14 protein-coding genes and 1 pseudogene are annotated in these 17,721 nt (G+C 55.8%); 7 read left to right on the plus strand and 8 right to left on the minus strand.

What is annotated here, in order from left to right; all coding sequences use genetic code 11:
• Positions 1-128 precede the first annotated feature (128 nt).
• On the minus strand, positions 129-1,067 hold the full coding sequence (locus XX99_RS07195; RefSeq protein WP_050058704.1) for an AraC family transcriptional regulator: 939 nt from the start codon (positions 1,065-1,067) through the stop codon (positions 129-131).
• Positions 1,068-1,157: 90 nt separating this feature from the next.
• Here XX99_RS07195 and XX99_RS07200 point away from each other — a divergent pair, with 90 nt between their 5' ends.
• Entirely contained in the window at positions 1,158-2,099 is a 942-nt protein-coding gene (locus tag XX99_RS07200; protein ID WP_050058705.1) for an SDR family oxidoreductase, read from the plus strand.
• A 446-nt stretch (positions 2,100-2,545) separates the two neighbouring features.
• Here XX99_RS07200 and XX99_RS07205 read toward each other — a convergent pair whose 3' ends face one another.
• Positions 2,546-4,270 (minus strand): ATP-binding protein, encoded by a 1,725-nt coding sequence (locus tag XX99_RS07205; protein ID WP_050058706.1) that lies wholly within the window; start codon positions 4,268-4,270, stop codon positions 2,546-2,548.
• 267 nt (positions 4,271-4,537) lie between these two features.
• Between XX99_RS07205 and XX99_RS07215 the strand changes: the two genes are divergently transcribed.
• Positions 4,538-5,670 (plus strand): IS3 family transposase gene (locus tag XX99_RS07215; protein WP_156185844.1). Its coding sequence is split into 2 segments (ribosomal slippage): positions 4,538-4,790 and positions 4,790-5,670, totalling 1,134 coding nucleotides; the frame shifts between segments, so codons are not numbered across the junction.
• A 124-nt stretch (positions 5,671-5,794) separates the two neighbouring features.
• On the opposite strand, the gene XX99_RS07220 is transcribed toward XX99_RS07215, so the two are convergent.
• From XX99_RS07220 to XX99_RS28565, 4 genes are all read right to left on the minus strand, one after another.
• On the minus strand, positions 5,795-6,910 hold the full coding sequence (locus XX99_RS07220) for a Fic family protein (RefSeq protein ID WP_050058709.1): 1,116 nt from the start codon (positions 6,908-6,910) through the stop codon (positions 5,795-5,797).
• Positions 6,911-6,984: 74 nt separating this feature from the next.
• Positions 6,985-7,548 (minus strand): hypothetical protein, encoded by a 564-nt coding sequence (locus tag XX99_RS07225; RefSeq protein ID WP_050058710.1) that lies wholly within the window; start codon positions 7,546-7,548, stop codon positions 6,985-6,987.
• Positions 7,549-7,708: 160 nt separating this feature from the next.
• Positions 7,709-8,599: a DNA methyltransferase family protein gene (locus XX99_RS07230; protein ID WP_050058711.1), complete on the minus strand. Its 891-nt coding sequence runs from the start codon at positions 8,597-8,599 to the stop codon at positions 7,709-7,711.
• A gap of 77 nt (positions 8,600-8,676) precedes the next feature.
• Complete coding sequence (locus XX99_RS28565) at positions 8,677-8,955, minus strand: XF1762 family protein (protein ID WP_375782545.1); 279 nt, start codon at positions 8,953-8,955, stop codon at positions 8,677-8,679.
• Positions 8,956-8,975: 20 nt separating this feature from the next.
• Between XX99_RS28565 and XX99_RS27985 the strand changes: the two are divergent.
• The 5 genes and pseudogenes from XX99_RS27985 to XX99_RS07250 form a co-directional block, all read left to right on the plus strand.
• Positions 8,976-9,209: pseudogene (locus XX99_RS27985) on the plus strand (efflux RND transporter permease subunit); the annotation flags it as partial.
• A 405-nt stretch (positions 9,210-9,614) separates the two neighbouring features.
• A complete protein-coding gene (locus tag XX99_RS07235) occupies positions 9,615-10,970 on the plus strand; it encodes a hypothetical protein (RefSeq protein WP_050058712.1) in 1,356 nt (451 codons plus the stop codon).
• Positions 10,952-12,460, plus strand: coding sequence for a Dyp-type peroxidase (locus XX99_RS07240; protein ID WP_050058713.1), 1,509 nt, complete (start codon positions 10,952-10,954; stop codon positions 12,458-12,460). The genes XX99_RS07235 and XX99_RS07240 overlap by 19 nt, the downstream gene beginning before the upstream one ends.
• On the plus strand, positions 12,457-13,707 hold the full coding sequence (locus XX99_RS07245; RefSeq protein ID WP_050058714.1) for a cytochrome P450: 1,251 nt from the start codon (positions 12,457-12,459) through the stop codon (positions 13,705-13,707). Before XX99_RS07240 ends, XX99_RS07245 begins: the two co-directional genes overlap by 4 nt.
• A gap of 625 nt (positions 13,708-14,332) precedes the next feature.
• Entirely contained in the window at positions 14,333-15,538 is a 1,206-nt protein-coding gene (locus XX99_RS07250) for a tyrosine-type recombinase/integrase (protein ID WP_050058715.1), read from the plus strand.
• Positions 15,539-16,116: 578 nt separating this feature from the next.
• On the opposite strand, the gene XX99_RS07255 is transcribed toward XX99_RS07250, so the two are convergent.
• Entirely contained in the window at positions 16,117-16,818 is a 702-nt protein-coding gene (locus tag XX99_RS07255) for a lipid-binding SYLF domain-containing protein (protein ID WP_050058716.1), read from the minus strand.
• 210 nt (positions 16,819-17,028) lie between these two features.
• Positions 17,029-17,622 (minus strand): YciE/YciF ferroxidase family protein, encoded by a 594-nt coding sequence (locus XX99_RS07260; protein ID WP_050058717.1) that lies wholly within the window; start codon positions 17,620-17,622, stop codon positions 17,029-17,031.
• Positions 17,623-17,721 lie beyond the last annotated feature (99 nt).

A 17,721-nucleotide genomic window follows, 5' to 3' on the forward strand; every position in this document is an offset into this window, starting at 1 on the left:
ATGATGCATCATTCTGGATTCATATGCGGAGACGTGGGTTTTGTTACTCATTCATTTCGGACCAAGAAATTGCGCAGTCTAGAGACTGTTGTACGTACTGTCGAAGGTACGCTGGAGTTTCCTCAGGATTACGAGGAAATAGAACCGGCTGAAGCAGAAGCTCGGACATGGCAATACTGACGCGGAGAACAGCCTATCTCCCGCCTAAAGGCAAAGCTAAACGCACTGTCGGATTCGTAGCCGAGAGAAAGCGCAATGTCTGAGACAGAATCGTGCGAGTTCATAAGCCGGTCGCCTGCCAGAAGCATTCGCCATCGAGTCAGGTACTCCATAACGGAGATTCCTACCTTCTTCTTGAAGCGTAGCGCAAAGGCTGACCGCGACATGCCAGCTCGGTTGGCGAGTTTCTGCAAGGTCCATCGATAGCCGGGTCTCTCGTGCATTGCCGTCATGGCGACGCTCAACTGCCGATCGGAGAGCGCGAAGAGCCAACCGACTCTTTCCGTTTCTTTCTGTGTCACATGCAGCCGGAGCAACTCGATCAGCATCATCTGCGAGAGATATTCGCCGAGGAGCACGCTTCCGGGCTGCGGATTCCGCAACACCACCATCATGCGTTCCAAATACCACTGCATCACAGCACGGTCTGCATGACTCCGAATATGCACAGGCGGCGGCAACAAACCCAGCAGGATGTTTGCGTGTTCTGCGGCAAAGGTAAAGAAAGCTGTGAGCCCCAGACATGCTCCGCCGCCTTGCCACGTAACAATACCCCCATTCAGTGGCCCGGTAATCACAGATCGGACGTCAACCGGAGAGACGGCGAGATCGCTTGCGAGGCGGAACGCCGGCCCATGCGGTAGCGACACAAAATCTCCCGCTGCCAGCTCTGTCGGCTCATCGACATCCTCAATCAAAAGCCAGCAGTGGCCTGAGACCAGCGCAAAGCACATAAAGCAGTTGCTTCGCTCGAACTGAAACGACCAATCTCCTCCCGCGTCGATTCCCCCGGACATAAAGCTGCGCGGCTTGAGGAGCGAGAGGACGTCGGAGAGCGGATCAGCCATAATCCTGGACGATCTCGACATAATTGAAGACTTCATCGCATAGATTGTATCGGCCTGACAATCCTAATATGGGGAGAGGAGACCTGGGATATGGCAACAAGAATAGTCACGGTGGTGGGAGCTTCGGGAACCCTGGGGTCGGAGATTGTCCGGGCCCTCCTCGAAAAAGGGGCCAAAGTCAGGGCCATGGTTCGGGCGACCAGCGACCGCACGAAACTCGAATCCCTCGGGGTGACAGAATTTGTGGTGGCCGACCTCAGGGATGCCAATTCTCTGCAGCTGGCACTGACAGCCGAACCCCGGGCCGTGGCTGTGGTTGCCAGCGCCGCGGGCTTCAGCGCCCACACTGCTCGCACGAAGGGAGATAACTCCCAGACAGACACCGAAGGGTATCGGAATCTGGTGGACGCAGCAAAGGATGCGGGCATCCCACGATTCATCCTGATTTCAATTCTCGAGTGCGACAAAGCACCCGATGTGCCCCATTTCTCTCAAAAGTTCTTGACCGAGAAATACCTGGCCGAGAAACGCCAGCCGTACCTCGCCCTGCGCGCCGGGGCCTTCCTTGACCGAGCCCAGGACGTCGTGGCCCAGAGGGTTCGGAAAGGAGTCTTCCCCGACATTGTTCCTGGGGGCGCCCTCGACATGATCTACTCCCCGGATCTCGCTCGGTATGCCGCCGAGGCCGCCCTCGACCTGCCGGCCTCGGCTCTGAACCAGAGCGTAGATGTACGTTGTAATGTTCCCGCCACCGGACCAATGGTGGCTGCGGCCTTCACCCGAGCCTTGGGCCGATCGGTGGTTGCCAAACCCGTAATTTCTCCCCTCTTAGTCCCGATGCTTCCGATGGTGGCTTGGTTCGTCCCGCGCCTCCGTGACCAGATCAAAGCGCTGGGGTGGATCCGAAAGGGAGGCTATATCAGCCATGAGAGCCAAAAACAGAAGGACCTGTTCGGCGAACTGCCAACGATCGAGGACTCGGTGGCCCGGTACTGCCGGGACCGAGGTCTGATCAAGCCGACAGCGTCCTGACGGCCGTACCACTGAAGATAAGGAAGCCGATTAAATAATGGATCGAAGAGATTTTCTGAATAGGTAAGTCGTCTTACTTCTCCTCCCCGCAGGCACCGCAAATCTCGCATTGGGTAGCGAAGATAGGTGCGCGGAAAAACGCCCAGCCGGCTATTCGATTTCTTCTTCTTTCGCCTGCCGATGCGTTCTGAGGCTGCGAGGATATTCAGCTCATCGTAGACTTCGCGATACGGCTTTCCGGTCGCAATGGCGATGGCACGCGTGACGCAATCGCCGGTTTGGCCCTGAAATCCGGCGGCAGTACGGCCGCCGTCGTCGAATCGGTATCTCATGGCATTTGTCCGTTTGTAGAGGTCGAAGGCAGGGAAGAGAGGGATCGCCGGAGAAGGTGATCTGATCGCAACTTCTCCGTGCGATTCCCCTCGCCATGCGCTCAGAGGAGCGGGTTACATGGCTTCGAGAGGCTGCTCTTGGTCGTCCGGGAAGACGAGTTCAATCTTCCATCCATCCGCGGCTGCACCATTCGTCTTGAAGCGGATTTCCTGGACACCTACCTGTTTCGCGTACCTCCGGGCGTCCCAGGAGAGGCTGTTCTCGAGGATTCCCATCAGTGCGGCGCGCGGTCCCCGGAAGTAATCGTCGACCTCGCGTTGCACATGCGCGTCGTAGTAGTCCCTCTGAGTGTCCCAGCTATCGGCTTCGACATCTTCCGAGGAACGAAACGTCGCATCGAAGAGAAACTGGGCGATATCAAAGGGACCGGCGAGCGCATCGTTGTCCCACGGGCTGTTCCGGACGGCAACGAAGACCGGCGCTTCATCTCCCCAATCCACGTCATCACCATCGACAACATGGATCGCTGCGGGAAGATCAACCACTGCGTCGGCCGTATCGGACTGTTTGATGATGGCCGTGACGACGATCTTCTCGGGGCGGGGTAAGGATTTCTTCTCCCACTCGGCGTATGGCAATCCTTCAACCGTGACTCTGGTGTCCTTCAGTAGCGGAAGCGCGTCGTACCAGGAGTAGCCGGCATAGTGGTCGGCCGCCTGATACAGCTCGCGGTCCAGAAGCGAGTCCTCTTGAAGGGCCGCTTCGAGTGTGTGCTGGTTCGGAAGGCATCGGGATACGAGAAGGACTTCGTCGAGAGACGGCAGGAAGTGCTCCTCGATAGATCCGAAGAACGGATCGATTCCATCGTCCAGGGGTGCCGCATGCCAGGTCTTCAACAATGGAGCGGCTTCGCGCAGTGCGACACCGAGAGATTGGGCTTCTGTCCAATGAGCGAACGCCAGAGCGTGGTGATCCTGGGTTCCGAAGAACCGGTATGCGGCAGCTCGCACCTTCCGCTCGAATTCCCGAAGCCGTTCGTCCTGTACGATTGCCCGACGATCCGGGAGTTGGAGTTTCACACGCCCGACTTCGAGGACGTTGAAGCGGGCCCGCAACGACTCTGTCTGCCAGCGGCCGAACTGATCAAGCCGCAGTAAGCCTGGGATGGAATCAAACGCCTCGCGAATCAGCGCACCGTGAAAGTTCCAGTTCTCATCGTTGAACCCAAATTGCCAGCGGAAGGAAGTGCCGAAGCCGACATCTATACCGTCGATGATCTCGCGGTGCTGCGCACCCTCAAGGAAATCATGGCGGTCGACCTGGTCGCTGTTGATGAAGACTTCAATCGGGCCGAACTCGCTGACCCTCCTCGCTGCGCTTACGAGCAGATTCACGCTCGCGTCACGAGTGAAGACAATGCGGGTACCGGGCACTTTTTTCTTGGTCGACACCACCTGTGCTTCCAAGCTGCCGAGAAATACGTCTCGCGAGAGAACGACTCGTTGATGGCCGCTCCAGACTTCCACCGCTGAATGGCACAAGGAAAAGAAGCCCATGCCAGCAGGATCTTCGGCATCGCGGACGTCGGTGGTCCAATCGGAGTCACCTAGAGTCAGAAGCTTCTGGAAATCATCGATTCCGCCGCCGTTGTCGTGGAAGGTGACTCTCGACACGCATGCATCGCCAGGCAGTTGCTCGATGCGAATGTCAACACGATTAGCGCCCGCTCTTCGGGCGTTCTGGAGAAGTTCGACGAAGACGCCCGCATCGTCGTTGCGGAAGAGACGGTCGGCCTTCGATAGGATGGTTGGACTGATTTGAGCGCGAATGGTGGACATGGATAAACCTCGAATGAGAGTGGTGAGTGTTGGAAGGCGCGACGAAGCGACAGACAACGCAACCGCGGCGCCTGTGCTTTCGGAAGAGGATCCATTGCCGATGGTGATTGCAACGGAAGGATGTCTCGCGGGTCGAGGGATTCTATTCGTCAGGCACTGGGAGCAGCGCGGGTACTTGGGTGGACCTGATGGGCCTGGCGAAAACGGTACCAAAGGAAAGGTTAGTCTTTCGGCATAGCGAGGCCATGTAGATGGCTTGGAGGGAAGATGCCGAAGAAGAAGTTTTCTGTGGAGCAGATTGTTGGGGTGTTGAAGCAGGCCGAGGTTGGGGTACCGGTAGCAGAGTTAATCCGTAAGACCGGAATCACCGAGCAGACCTTTTATCGCTGGAAGTCGAAGTACGCAGGTCTGGAAGTGGATCAGGTCCGTCAGATCAAGCAGCTCAAGGAAGAGAACACGAAGTTGAAGCAGTTAGTAGCTGAGCTGACGCTGGACAAGACGATGTTGCAGGATGTTCTGCGAAAAAAGTTGTAAAGCCCTCGCGGCGCCGCCCACTGGTCGAGCATTTGAAAGCATGCTATCGGGTGAGCGAACGGCACGTCTGCAAGGTTCTTGAGATCGGGCGAACAACGTACCGGTACGAAGGCCGCCAGGAGCAGTGGGTGGAGCTTCGCTTGCGGATGCGGGAGATAGCGCAGACTCGAGTACGCTATGGATACCGGAAGATCCGCGTGCTGTTGAACCGCGAGGGCTGGCAGGTTGGCAAGGATCTGGTGTACCGGCTGTACAAGGAAGAGGGTCTTGGGTTGCGCAAACGGCCCACAGGGCGGAGGCGCGCTGTGGTGCATCGGCAGGAGCGGTTCCGTCCGACGGGGCCGAATCAGGTATGGGCGATGGATTTCGTCGCCGATCAACTCAGCGATGGAAGGCGTTTCCGTTCGCTGGCGGTAGTGGACATTTACACGCGGGAAAGCCTGGCGATCGAATGCGGGCAGAGCCTGCGGGGAGAAGACGTGGTGCGCGTACTCAATCGAGTAAAAGAACAGCGGGGGCTTCCGCAACTGTTGTTCTGTGACAATGGGAGCGAGTTCACAGGGCAGATAATGGATCTATGGGCTTATCGCAATGGCGTGAAGATCGACTTCTCCCGGCCCGGCAAGCCGACCGACAACGCCTTCTGCGAATCGTTCAATGGAACCTTCCGGGCAGAATGCCTGGATACGAACTGGTTCCAATCCCTGGCCGAAGCTAAGCAAGTAATCGAGGCTTGGCGAGAGGAATACAATGTGAGTCGTCCTCACAGGGCTCTGGCCGACCGCACGCCGGCCGAGTTCGCCAGTCAGATCGCGCTTAAGCGCGATCTGACTGAAACAAAAACAGGCCAAAGACTAACCCAATAGTTGGCACTGTTTTTCCGGGCCCGTCAGACCCGCAACACTTGATTTGCCCGCTGGACCAAGAAAGGCGGGGCAGGGCACACAGTGGACCCTGAACGTTATCTGGAATGCCGAGTGTGCTCGGCGCCTATTGACGAATCTCGTCGATCACGGCCTCGTACTCAGGGGTCAGCTTGTATTTGCGTGATTTTTTCGCGGTGTTGGTCATCTCGATAAAGCCGTCTTCGACCCACTCCTGGCAGAGCCGGGCTGCAGCACGGGCCTGGTATCCAAACAGGGCTGCTATATCCCTGGCCGTCAACTCCATCGAGTTCCGGAATAGGACAAGGGCTTTACGCTGTTTCGGGTCGAGCCGCCGAAGCACCTTCGACTGGTCCTTAGCCCCCGATTCCGCTTCGGTCCTGGTTTGTTGATGGACCCTGTCGAAGGAAGCCGCCATGCCGTCGATAAAGTAGGAGACCCATTGGGTAATCTCGGCATCTGCCCGCCCCATGTAGTAGTTATGCGATGTGCCGACGGCCAGCGCGTCATAGTACCCCTTGAGGTTGCGCGCATAGTATTCCTCAAGGGAGTAAAGACCTTTTAAGTCATAGCTCCCAAGGTGCAGGATCAGCGTCGTGAGCAATCGCGCGGTTCGTCCGTTGCCGTCATAGTAAGGGTGGATGGTGGCGAACTGATAGTGGGCAATCGCGGCTTTGAGCGGCACGGGTAGCTCGTCCTTCTGGTCGATCCAGTGGATAAGCTCTCCCATGAGTTTGGAAACATCCTTGGCCTCGGGCGGCATATATACGATGGATTTCGTCCGGCTGTCTCGAATGACATTCTGCCCGTCGCGGTAGGGTGTTGGTTTCACCCTCGTCTTGCCGCCGCCCATTACCAGGGCATGGAGCTTCTGGACGATGCGCTCCGAGACTGGCTCAGATTGTGCGGCCAGCCGCTCCGCTTCATCGAGGGCGGCATAGTACCCCCGAACTTCGGCTTCGTCGCGCTCCCGGCCCGGAAAGTGGCTGTCGTCGACGATGACACGGCCGACCTCTTCCTGTGTCAGCCGGTTTCCCTCGATCATGGTGGAATAGTGTGTCGAAAACAGGCGAGCCGTTTCGCGCAGATGCGCCAGCACTCTGGGTGTTATGGGCAGCGTCTGGATCGACTGCTTCACGGCCTCGATCTGCATAAGGCTCTTCGCGACAGCAGGCGTTATCGTAAAGAGAGGCGCAAAGCCGCGCCGCTTCGTCTTGCTCATGGGGTCTCCTGATGGTCCGCAGCCCTGCCGATATATGACTATTATACGTCGTTTATTGTGCTGATAACGTGCGGTTAAATGCCCCGCTGGTCGTCCAGCGCAGGATCATGGCCGTAGTACTTGCCAGTTCGCAGCGCCTCGGCAACCTTCTGCAGAGCCGTTTCTATCGACCAGTTCGAGGAGAGCCGGACACTCTTCTTGTCATTGCGGCAAACGATCGAATTGCCCTCGATCTGAATCTGGTTGGACTTGTAGCTCGTAAACCGGATGGGCCTTCTTGTCGTCTTGTCGCGGGCAGCGACGATCTTCAGGTGGGCTCCGCCCGCTAGAAGAGACTCTACTTCGCGCTTTGCGGCCCCAAACAGGAAATGGCGCATCACCTGGCTGGCAAAGTAGTAGCCACGCGGCGGTTCATGGTTGCTTCGAAGAGGTAATCCGAGGAAGATGCCCATCTCACTGTTGTAAGGGAAACCACTTCCACCGTTAGCGATCTGAGCAGCGGCATAATTCGCCTGAGCTTTCTCGAGTTCCAGAGCGACCCGTGCATACTCGCCTTGAACCGCAGCCGCTTCATCTGCGCGGAGCATCTTCCATGCTGTCTTTTCATCTTCGCTACTGCGGGCTGTGATATAGGCCATAAGTGCCGGGTACTTCTCCTGAGGAGTCATTGGATCGCGCCTCCGTGCGCAGGTAGTTTGTGGGAGCAACGCGTCGGAATCTTTGTGGCGATGCAAGATGGAGCAGACTGGAGAGCCGTGTGGGCTTCTTCGCTCGATGAGCAACGCGGAACGAACGGTCTTAGAAGAGGAGTCCCTGACCCCGGTCATCGCAACGAAACATTGTCTCCCCGTTCTCGGGCTTATATTCCTCGGGCACGGAGAGCGGCGCCGGCGGTGGCAGAGGAACTTCGACGCCCAGAACGTCCCCGGGAAGAGGAAATGCGAGCCAGGGAGCGTAGAGAGCGCCATTGATGCGGGTGATCATTGCGACGAGAGGATCGATGTCACAGCCATAGAGACAGTAGGAGAAATTACTCGCGTGGAGGAGCATCCGGCCGGTTCCAACGCAGGGATCAAGTACCGTTTCGAGGCGGGAATCGCGACCGCTGGAGGCCTCGCGTCCTGCCAGCATCATTTGAGTCATGCACTCGACGACCGGATGTGGCGTCGGGAAGAATGCGTTTGGGTTCCAGCCATTGGTATGGCGCTCGGCAAGCATCCACCCGAGGTAGTCATGCGGGTTCAACAGAAGCGGCTCCAAGTTGAAGGTCCGGTACAGAGCCTCGTATGTTTCTTCCTTGAGGGGTGGCATCTCGCGCGAAACCGCAAGGCCCCAGGCAAGCCAATCCACCAGCCGATTGAACGAGGTCCAGGAGTAGTCCTCTTGATGGATCAACCGCAGACAATGCTCGAGCATCTTTCTCCCGGCGTCGAGATTCCACAATTCGAATTCAATGCGAGGAATGGCCTCGTCCAGAAGGCGCCCCGCTTCAAGCGTGCGAAGATAGTGCGTCCAGCGGCCGGGCAGCTGTGGGTGCGAATCGGCGAATTGCACCTGATATAGGAGCCAGCCACGATATTGCCAAGGAGATACCTCGTCGCCAATCCTCGGCAATCTGCCAGTTTGAAGCACAAAAAGGTTGATGTCCGGCGCTTGAGGCGCGCCGGCCAGGGGCACAAGAGGTTCCATGCGGATTCCCCAATCGTGGAGAGATGGATGTCGATGAGCGAGGTGGGTGAGATTGCTCTGTAGGGGAGAAGTGAAGGTCAGGCAGCGATCTTCAATGGCTCGCATGGGGTAAAGGCAAAACGAAATTGGATTGGAAGCTGGGTTGACTTCCAACGCTCCCATCGAACCTTGGGCCCAGTGGAGCGCTTGTCAGCTCGCTTCCGCCCTCGTCGATTCCATTTGCCGCCTCGTGAAGTTGCTACTGGCACGAACCCTGCCGCCCGTAATGACGAGCCGATCTCATGGCGCCGCGTGTAAGTGACGACGCGTTCGTACCCGTGTTCGAACGCCTCACGGCAGGCGTATCCGTAGAGCATCGAACACGCGTTCTCAACCAGCCCATGAGAACGCGATCCTGATCGTCGAGTTTGCAAAACAGCGACAGGATCATGACGGTGTGGATGCTCAGGAAGCGGCTGTTCACGCGGCACATGTGCGCCTGCGTCCTATCCTGATGACATCTCTAGCGTTCATCGCAGGTGTGGGGCCACTGGTAGTCGCGCATGGTGCCGGAGCGGAAATGCGGCAATCACTCGGAACCACGGTATTCTCTGGAATGCTCGGCGTAACCGCAGTTACACGACGGAAACACGAGCCGTACTCGTCGGCGAGTGGTAATGCGCTGATCCCCATCGGATTTGTAACGATATGTCGGCATGAGCCGTCAGCCCAGATACCGTGACAGAAAACGATGGTTGGTTTGAATTGTAATGACATGTGAATACACTCCTGGAGTTTGAATTCGGACGACACACGAGCGTTGTCCGTTAGCGATAGGTTCCTCCACATCACAAGCTTGTACAAATACTTTGATTATTTAAGCTATGCTTGCAAAGCATAGATAAGAGGACAACAAGCACCGTTATGGGATCAAAGCAGGCCTCGCTAAAGTTGTGAACAGATTCACGGGCCAAACACCTTCCCGGCACATCGCAGTGCCGTATTTCCAGCCATGTAGAGTTCAATTCAGGCGCCTATGTTCACAATTCTCGATGTCGTTCTGGAAGTAAATCCCGATAGCCACGATCTCCTGCAAAAACTCATTCTTGATGTGGTGCAGAAAGAGTCTCCCGACTTCCCTGATCTGCAGAAGGTCCCCCATTTGCACTTCATGTCGATGCAGATCTTTGAAGATCCGCATTACGATCCTCTCTTTATCTTCGAGAACAACTTCGACGGCGACTCCGAAGCTTATTGGGCGGAAGTGCTAAAGGTTCTTGGAAGCGATCTGCGACAAATGTTTGCCTGCAGCAAGGCCGCTCTCGACCCTAAGTGGGCCAGCCTTTTCAAGACAGGCTCTAAGCTTTCCCTGATTCCTTTCATCAAGGAATTCTCAGTATCCCCCTCTGCTTCACATATAGGCGCGGTGGGAATCCCGGTTGCGCGGATCAAGCGAGATAGCGCGTTTTTCGACGAGGCGCAGAAAGAATTAGGCATCGCCAACGGTGTCTATGCGAGTGGCTCTATTTCGGACCTGCACCAGAATCTGCGCCAGTGGGCGGCGGGGAAGTTTCCATGGTTCAGCGAACCAGAGACTGCGCCGATAGGGAAAGGGCAGCAGAGGTACCGCTTCGCCAACCTAAAGACCTTGGTGCCGAAGGCGGGAGTAGTCCTACTTGTTTTTGCCGCCCTTCTCGTTGCTGCGGTTTTCATGCCGCGCCTCTCCCAAATTATTGGGATTGCTGCCGTGACCCTATTGGTAGTCGGGATAGCCTTTGCGTGGTGGTCTGTCGCTACCCTCAGGAGCCTGGAAAATACTGATTACAACCAAGCCAAACCAGCTCTCGACCCCGAGCAGTTGGCAGACTTTGCACGTTTCGAAGACCAGATTGTGCAAAATCATCTTGCGAGCATGGTGCTGGTTAAGCCGGGAACACTTCGGAGCATGATTATTCATGCTGCTTTGTATGCGCTCAAGCTATATGTGCCGTTCGCCAACTACGACGGCTATCTCGGAGCGATGCGTACCATCCACTTTGCTCATTGGACCCTGATTGGCAATGGAGGACGGTTACTCTTCTTCAGCAACTTCGACGGCAGCTGGCAGAGTTATTTAGATGATTTTGTCGACAAAGCTGCGGCGGGACTCACGTTGGCGTGGGGCAACTGCGTGGGATTTCCTGAGACAAAGTGGCTGGTGAAGGACGGTGCGGCGCATGGAACTCAGTTCAAAGCCTGGGCGCGTCAATCTCAAACGTTGAGTCCAATGTGGTACAGCGCTTATCGGACTCTCACGGTCAACCAGATCATACGAAATGCCGCGATCGTAGACGGTCTACGCAAAGCCGCGCTGACGAGCGAGGAGGCCAACAAATGGGCAACACTGCTGTAACCCCTGCCGATAAAGCTGTACCCGCTCCAGCCCCGGCGGAGCGGGAGTGGAGTCCATCAGCTGTTGATCAGAAGGACATCCAGGGTTTGGTGGTCAGCGCCTATCCCAGCATGCTCTTTGCGCGGACTCTGCTCGTCCAGTTTGTGTCGAAGGATACTGCTGTTACGACCGATGCGAAAGGATGGATCACGGATATCACTCCTCGCATTACCTACGCAACGGGAGAGGTGAATCCCTCCATCAACATCGCTTTCTCCGCGGCCGGTCTCACGGCTATTAAGATCGACACTGAAGTGCTGACTACGTTTTCAATGCCTTTTCAGCAGGGAATGACGGTCGCCACCCGTTCGAAATTTCTTGGCGATGTTGACGGCCAGGATCCCTCGAAGTGGCTATGGACCGACTGCGCCACCGATGTGCGAGGAATACACGCGCAACTGATGTTGTTCGCGAAAGACAGAAGCACGCTGGATCGCCTTACCGCGACTGAATCTGCAAGCTTAGCCAGGTTTGGTCTGTCTGCGCCAATCGATATCTTGCAGCAGGTCAAGCTGGATGCGAACGGCATGCGACGAGAACACTTTGGGTTTGCTGATGGAATCTCTCAGCCCATCTTGATTGACGGCAGTGCTATTCCGGTCAAGGATCGCAAGTTGCACGAGATTGCCGTGGGTGAGGTTGTGCTAGGGCACACCAATACCTATGGGAGGCCCGCACCAGGGCCGTTTGTTTCCAGCGCCAGTCCCGCAGCCAGCGTGCTTCAGGATGGGATGCAGGCACAGATGAAGGATCTGGGTTTGAATGGAACCTATCTGGTGACGCGGCAACTGAAACAGGACGTCGCGGCGTTTTGGCAGAACATGCAGGCCGCCAGTGCGGGCTTACTGGACGAAAGCGGGGAAGCTGCGACCGCAGAGTGGCTCGCAGAAAAAGCAATTGGCAGAACCCAGGCGGGTTACATGCTGCAGGTTGATAGGCAGGAGGAGGCAAACCCTGTTCCGCCCGGGCAGATCCCGCCGAACGAGATGGCCTTCTTTGATTCCGATCCTGACGGTTACGGTTGTCCTGTCACTTCTCATGTGCGCCGCGCCAACCCGCGAGATGGCCTCTCGCCCGACAAAGACGATAAGGCTCTCATGGTTCAAGCGACCAACCGCCATCGCATCATTCGCCGGGGGCGCATCTATGGCGAGCCCATCGCCAAGCCGATGATTGATGACGGCGTTGACCGCGGTTTGGTCTTCCAGTGCCTGAACAGCGAGATCGACCGGCAATTTGAGTTCGTTCAACATACGTGGCTACTCAACAGGATGTTTGGAGGGTCATATGAACAGACGGATCCACTCATCGGACCGAAGTGCCCGTTCAGCATTCCATCTCGACCGGTCCGCCAGCAGCCTGTGCTTGAAACGTACATCACGGCGCAAGGAGGAGGGTACTTCTTCGTACCCAGCCGGAGCGCCCTCCAGTACTTCGGGTCGATGAAATGACTATAGCCACCAACTTCGACGTTCTTCGTCCAGCGGCCCCGCCAGACAACTCCCTCAAAGGGAAGCTTCTTCAGTGGGGAATGAATCACATGGACGGACTCTTCCGTGTTGTACGGAACGTGTGGCCCATTCCCGCCTTCGGCGACTTCGCCTTGGTGACTCGTGCCAGCGATGTGAAGGAGGTTCTGTCTCTCAGCGAAGTCATCGTCAACCCTTACAACGAGAAGCTCGACGTAATCATGGGAGGCCATCCGTTTTTTCTCGGGATGTCGGACACGGAAGAGTACACGCGTGATACCACTAATATGCGCATGGTTGTTCGACGGCAAGACATTGAAGAGGTGCTCACCGCAGCTACGCAGTCCGAAGCCGAACGCCTGGTCGTGGCCTCAGGCGGATGTATCGACGTCGTCGATATGGTGCGTTCGGTGGCCTTCAATGTTCTTTGCGATTACTTCGGTACGCCAGGACCGGAAAATGCAGACCTTCGCGTTTGGGCTACTCGGCTCTTTGAGTTTCAATTCGCTGATCAAGGCAACGATCCTGCCCTGCGGAAAGAGGTCGATGTTTTCGCCCCGCTGCTACGTCAGCATATTGATGATCTACTGGTTGAGCCGCGCAGCCAGCCGGTGCGCGATGATGTTCTCGGGAGATGCCTGTTGCTGCAGCAGGCGGGAGCTCCGGGGATGGACGATGCCTCGATACGCACCAACCTTGTTGGCTTCATAGTAGGTGGCCTTCCTCAGCCACCGATGGTCGCACCCCAGGCAATAGAGCAGTTGCTGCGCAGGCCTGAATGGCTGGCCCAAGCGCAGCAGGCGGCCCGCGCAAATGACGACAAACGTTTGGCCGCTCTGGTCTTCGAAGCCATGCGCTTTGATCCGTTGACACCCGGCCTCTTTCGAACCGCTGCCGAGGACTACAAGATCGCTGCGGGGACTCTAAGGGCACACAGTGTTCGCAAGGGAACCAGGGTGTTGGCTGCAACCCGCTCCGCAATGCATGATGGACGTCAGGTGCCAAAGCCTGAAGCGTTTGATCCGAGTCGGCGGCCCTATGAATACATGCACTTTGGATATGGGCTCCACACCTGTTTCGGCATCCACATCAACATGGCTTTGCTGCCGCTAATGCTGAAGCCACTGCTGCAACGCCAGGAGATGAAACGCGCTATCGGCTCGGACGGGCACCTTTCTAAGATGGGGATCTTCGCCGACCGGCTGGAAGTTACATTCAAACCCTATTGAGTCTGCTCGTGTCAGGGCCTAAACCTTCATACGTGCGCCAGAGTGATTGTCGTGGTTGCGCGCTGGACTAGAAGGGTTTAATAGCACCGAAGAGAACAGCAGGTTCGTCCACTGATCGTCTAAACGGGGTTCTGCCCCGTGCGGTGAGAGTCGCTGCGCTAGCACCCGCCAATCGTTAGCCATTGCTTTTGAGGATGAGGTCAGCTTTTCAACAATTCACCACGCGGCATGGTGCCCTCCTTCGCTAGATCATTGCAATCCGAGCGTCTTTGTCCGAATGGCCCTGTTCGAAACAAGTACCTTATTGTATAGCGAATAAAAGGCGAAATCAATCTTCAGGTCTTATCTCCTGCGCCTCAACTTGAGAGCGGTGAGCTCCGATCGCGCTCGGCAAAAACAAGGCTGACCATTGGCTGGTCCGCAACCAAAGAAGGACTTGTCGTGTTCGAAATCTATACCGATCGATCGACTACGTCTTATCGCCTGCCTCGGTTAATTGGCATGTGCAGGGATGTTCCTGAGGAAGTCATGTATCTCTCGTATTTTCAATGACGTACAATTCTGGAGGAGGGCATCAGATCATAATAATTACCTGTAAAGTCCCATTTGTCCTTGGATGTGACGAATGGTGTTGACGGATACGGCAATCCGGGAAACGAAGCCAAGACAAAAGCGATTCAAGATGTTTGACCGTGCTGGTCTGTTTCTTCTGGTTAATCCTGGCGGATCTAAACTTTGGCGTTGGCGTTATCGCTTTGATAGCAAAGAAAAGCTTATGGCGTTGGGGGAGTATCCGTTTGTGAATCTCGAACAAGCCCGCGAACTCCACTTCGCAGCTCGCAGGACGCTGGTGGCCGGCATCGATCCGATGGCCGAACGCAAGGCAGAAGCCGAGGCCAAACAGCGTGAAGCACAAAACAGCTTTGAGAAGATAGCTCGTAGGTGGTGGGAATGGTGGGCCCACAACAAGTCTCCGCGTCATGCGGATACCGTTCTGCGCCGTCTGGAAGCGGACGTCTTCCCTGCATATGGTCACAAGCTCATTGACGCAGTGGGGGCTCCTGATATTCGGGAACTCATGCTTGCAGTCGAAAGACGCGAGGCAAGAGATGTAGCCAAACGTATCTACCAGACCACGGGACAGATTTTTAGGTATGCAGCTGCCAATGGTCTCGCCATGCGAAATCCTGCTGCGGGTTTCAACCCCCGTGACATTCTGGCCGGAACCAAGACAGAGAACTTTGCTCGTGTGGAGGCCAGGGAATTGCCGGAACTGCTGGCGAAGATGGACGATTGCAACGGGGTCGCAATCACGCGCTTTGCCATGAAGCTCATGGCATATACGTTTGTGCGGACCAGCGAGCTAATTGCAGCGCCGTGGGTGGAGTTCGACCTGGACAATGCACGCTGGATCATTCCCAAAGATCGCATGAAGATGGGCACTGCCCATATCGTCCCCTTGTCTCGTCAATCTGTGGAGGTATTGCGGGCTCTCAAACTGCTCACAGGCAATAGCAGGCTTGTATTCCCCGGCGCCAATGACAAGAACAAGCCCATGAGCAACAATACAATCCTGACTGCTCTGTACAGACTCGGTTATCAGGGGCGCATGACCGGGCACGGGTTCCGCGGACTGGCATCCACCATTCTCCATGAGAGTGGTTTTGATGAGGCTCATGTAGAAGTGCAACTATCCCATCTGAAGCGTAACAAGGCAGCAGCTGCTTACAATCATGCGAAGTATATAAACCAGCGCACGGTCATGATGCAGTGGTGGGCTGACTATTTGGACGACGAGTTAAACAAGGGTAGGCGGTTATTGGCAGTCTGAACTCATTGTCTAGTCCGAGAAGGGCCGTGGGGGTGCGGTGAAATCCAGCCCTATTCTGGATACTCGATTGGCATCACATTTTTCTATTTATCTGTGTCTACCAAGTTCTTTAGATGCAATGATTCAGCGCCTTCTTGAAGCATGCAAAACAGCAAACGCTCCTCTGTTGATTAGTCCGAATAAGTCCGTTGGGGTACGGTGAAATCCGACACTATTCCGGGGTACAAATTCGGGGTATCATAGTTTCTGTGCTGGGAAGTCCTTTAGATGTAATGGTTGATCGCCGTCTGCGAGGCAACCAGAATGACTGGGGGGCAACCAGTTAGATCAACAAGTTACATCTTCATAAGAAGATCGATGTGGGGATTTTGAGGGACTTCTCAGAGATCCCTTGATTTCCGCGCGTTTCTCACAACGTGTAGGGCCTTCTTACCGATCCGCTGGCTGATGATCTCAGCTGCTCCGGCGATCTCGATGCACATATGCCTTTGTGGCCGGTGATCCTTGAATGCCCCGTCTACCCAACGGCCGGACAGGGCGGGAAAACTGATCTGCGACCTGCTTTCCCGCGTACTGTCTTAGTGAGTTTCGCGAACTCTTCCGCGCTTGAAAAGCTCATTGACGGTTCTGACGAAGTGAACAGCGCTTGGCGGTGTGGGAACCCGGCCGCTCAGGATTACTCTGTAGGGGATATCTTTGCCATAAAAGGAATTGGTATCCGCAGTGTTCTGATGAACAACGTCGCCGTTGAGATCGATGCCAGCAAAGAGCCCTTTGCTGCGTGAGTAGGTGAGGAACTCGGCATTGGCAAGTTCGGTAGTCGAGACCTGAGAATTTCGGCCAATCGGGCCGGCCGCCACAGCGGCGTCTCCGCCCAGTTTGACTTTGTCCTTGAGCAGGTCATCGAGGCTGTGATGGGATATTCCTACGAGAACTAGGTCAGTGGATTGACCGCCAATCTGAAAGCCGAAACTGGCGCCTTCCATCTGAACGAAAACTGGTGCGCTCCAGCCACGGGGTGTCCGGCAGGTGGCCACGCCCTGCCCATACTCAGCGCCTACGACGAAGGCGCCCTTTTTGAAACTCGGCACGACTGCGATGCATTGCGCTTTGGCGGCAATATCCAGAGGTATGCCCTTGTCGGGCGTATCCATCAGCGCATGGAGGACTTCGTGAGCTGATTCGATGCGGTGATTAAGCTTGCCCATGCTGTCTTCCTGGGCAGGAGCGACTGCCGACATGGTGAACAGGAGAGCGGCGGCGACCAGATATTTATTCATCAGTGGGGTCCATCCTTCGAAATTAGTTCCAATGCTTTGATGTCGAATTTGACCACGACGTGAGACGCTGGGCGAATTTCTTTTGATTAGCTCTCTGCCGCCAGTTCCTATTTTGGGATAGAAGATGGCAAGCCAGACCGGTAGATGAAGAGCATCGGCGTGGTCTCCAAAACGAAAACCCCGCCGGAGCGGGGTCTGAAAAGGATGCGACTAGGCTGCGTCGCTGGATTGGTTGAGGTCGGGAGCGGCCTTCGCTTCATCCTCTTTGCTCTTCTTTGCCGAATACTTCTCCTTGCCCGTCTTGGGCTTCTTCGGCTCCTCCGGTTCAAGAGCGCTCTGCTTCAGGATAGGAACACCGGCGGCCGTAACCTTCTTCGCCGCGTTCAACTCCTCTTTCAGATTCGAATTCAAAAGCCGGACGACCTTGGGCAATTGCAGAGCTGTTGCCATCGAAATGCATGCCTCATAGCCGGCGATCTCATAGTGCTCCGTGCGCAGTGCCGCGCCAATTAAGCCGGAATCGAATGATGCGCCTTCTTCGTCCTTCTCCAGAGCCTCTTTGCCTTCCTCGATGACGCCTTCCATTCCGTTGCAGTGCTGTCCCGTGGGCTTCTCTCCAAGCTCAAGAAAAACCTTTTTGAGCCGTTCTACCTGCCCTTTTGTCTCTTCGAGGTGCGCAGAAAACAGCTGCTTCAGCTTGGGATTGATGGCACCTTTCGCCAGCTTTGGGAGGGCCTTTACAAGCTGGTTTTCCGCGCTATACATATCGCGAAGTTCGTCGAGTAAAACATCCTTGAGTGCCATGATTCGTTCTCCTTGTACTTATTAAGGATGCAAATCACGCATTCAACGCATAAGGAGCGAGGAATTATGTTCCCCAAGCTTGGCTATAAACCATCGCGT

It is taken from the genome of Silvibacterium bohemicum (assembly GCF_001006305.1).
Taxonomy (GTDB): domain Bacteria; phylum Acidobacteriota; class Terriglobia; order Terriglobales; family Acidobacteriaceae; genus Silvibacterium; species Silvibacterium bohemicum.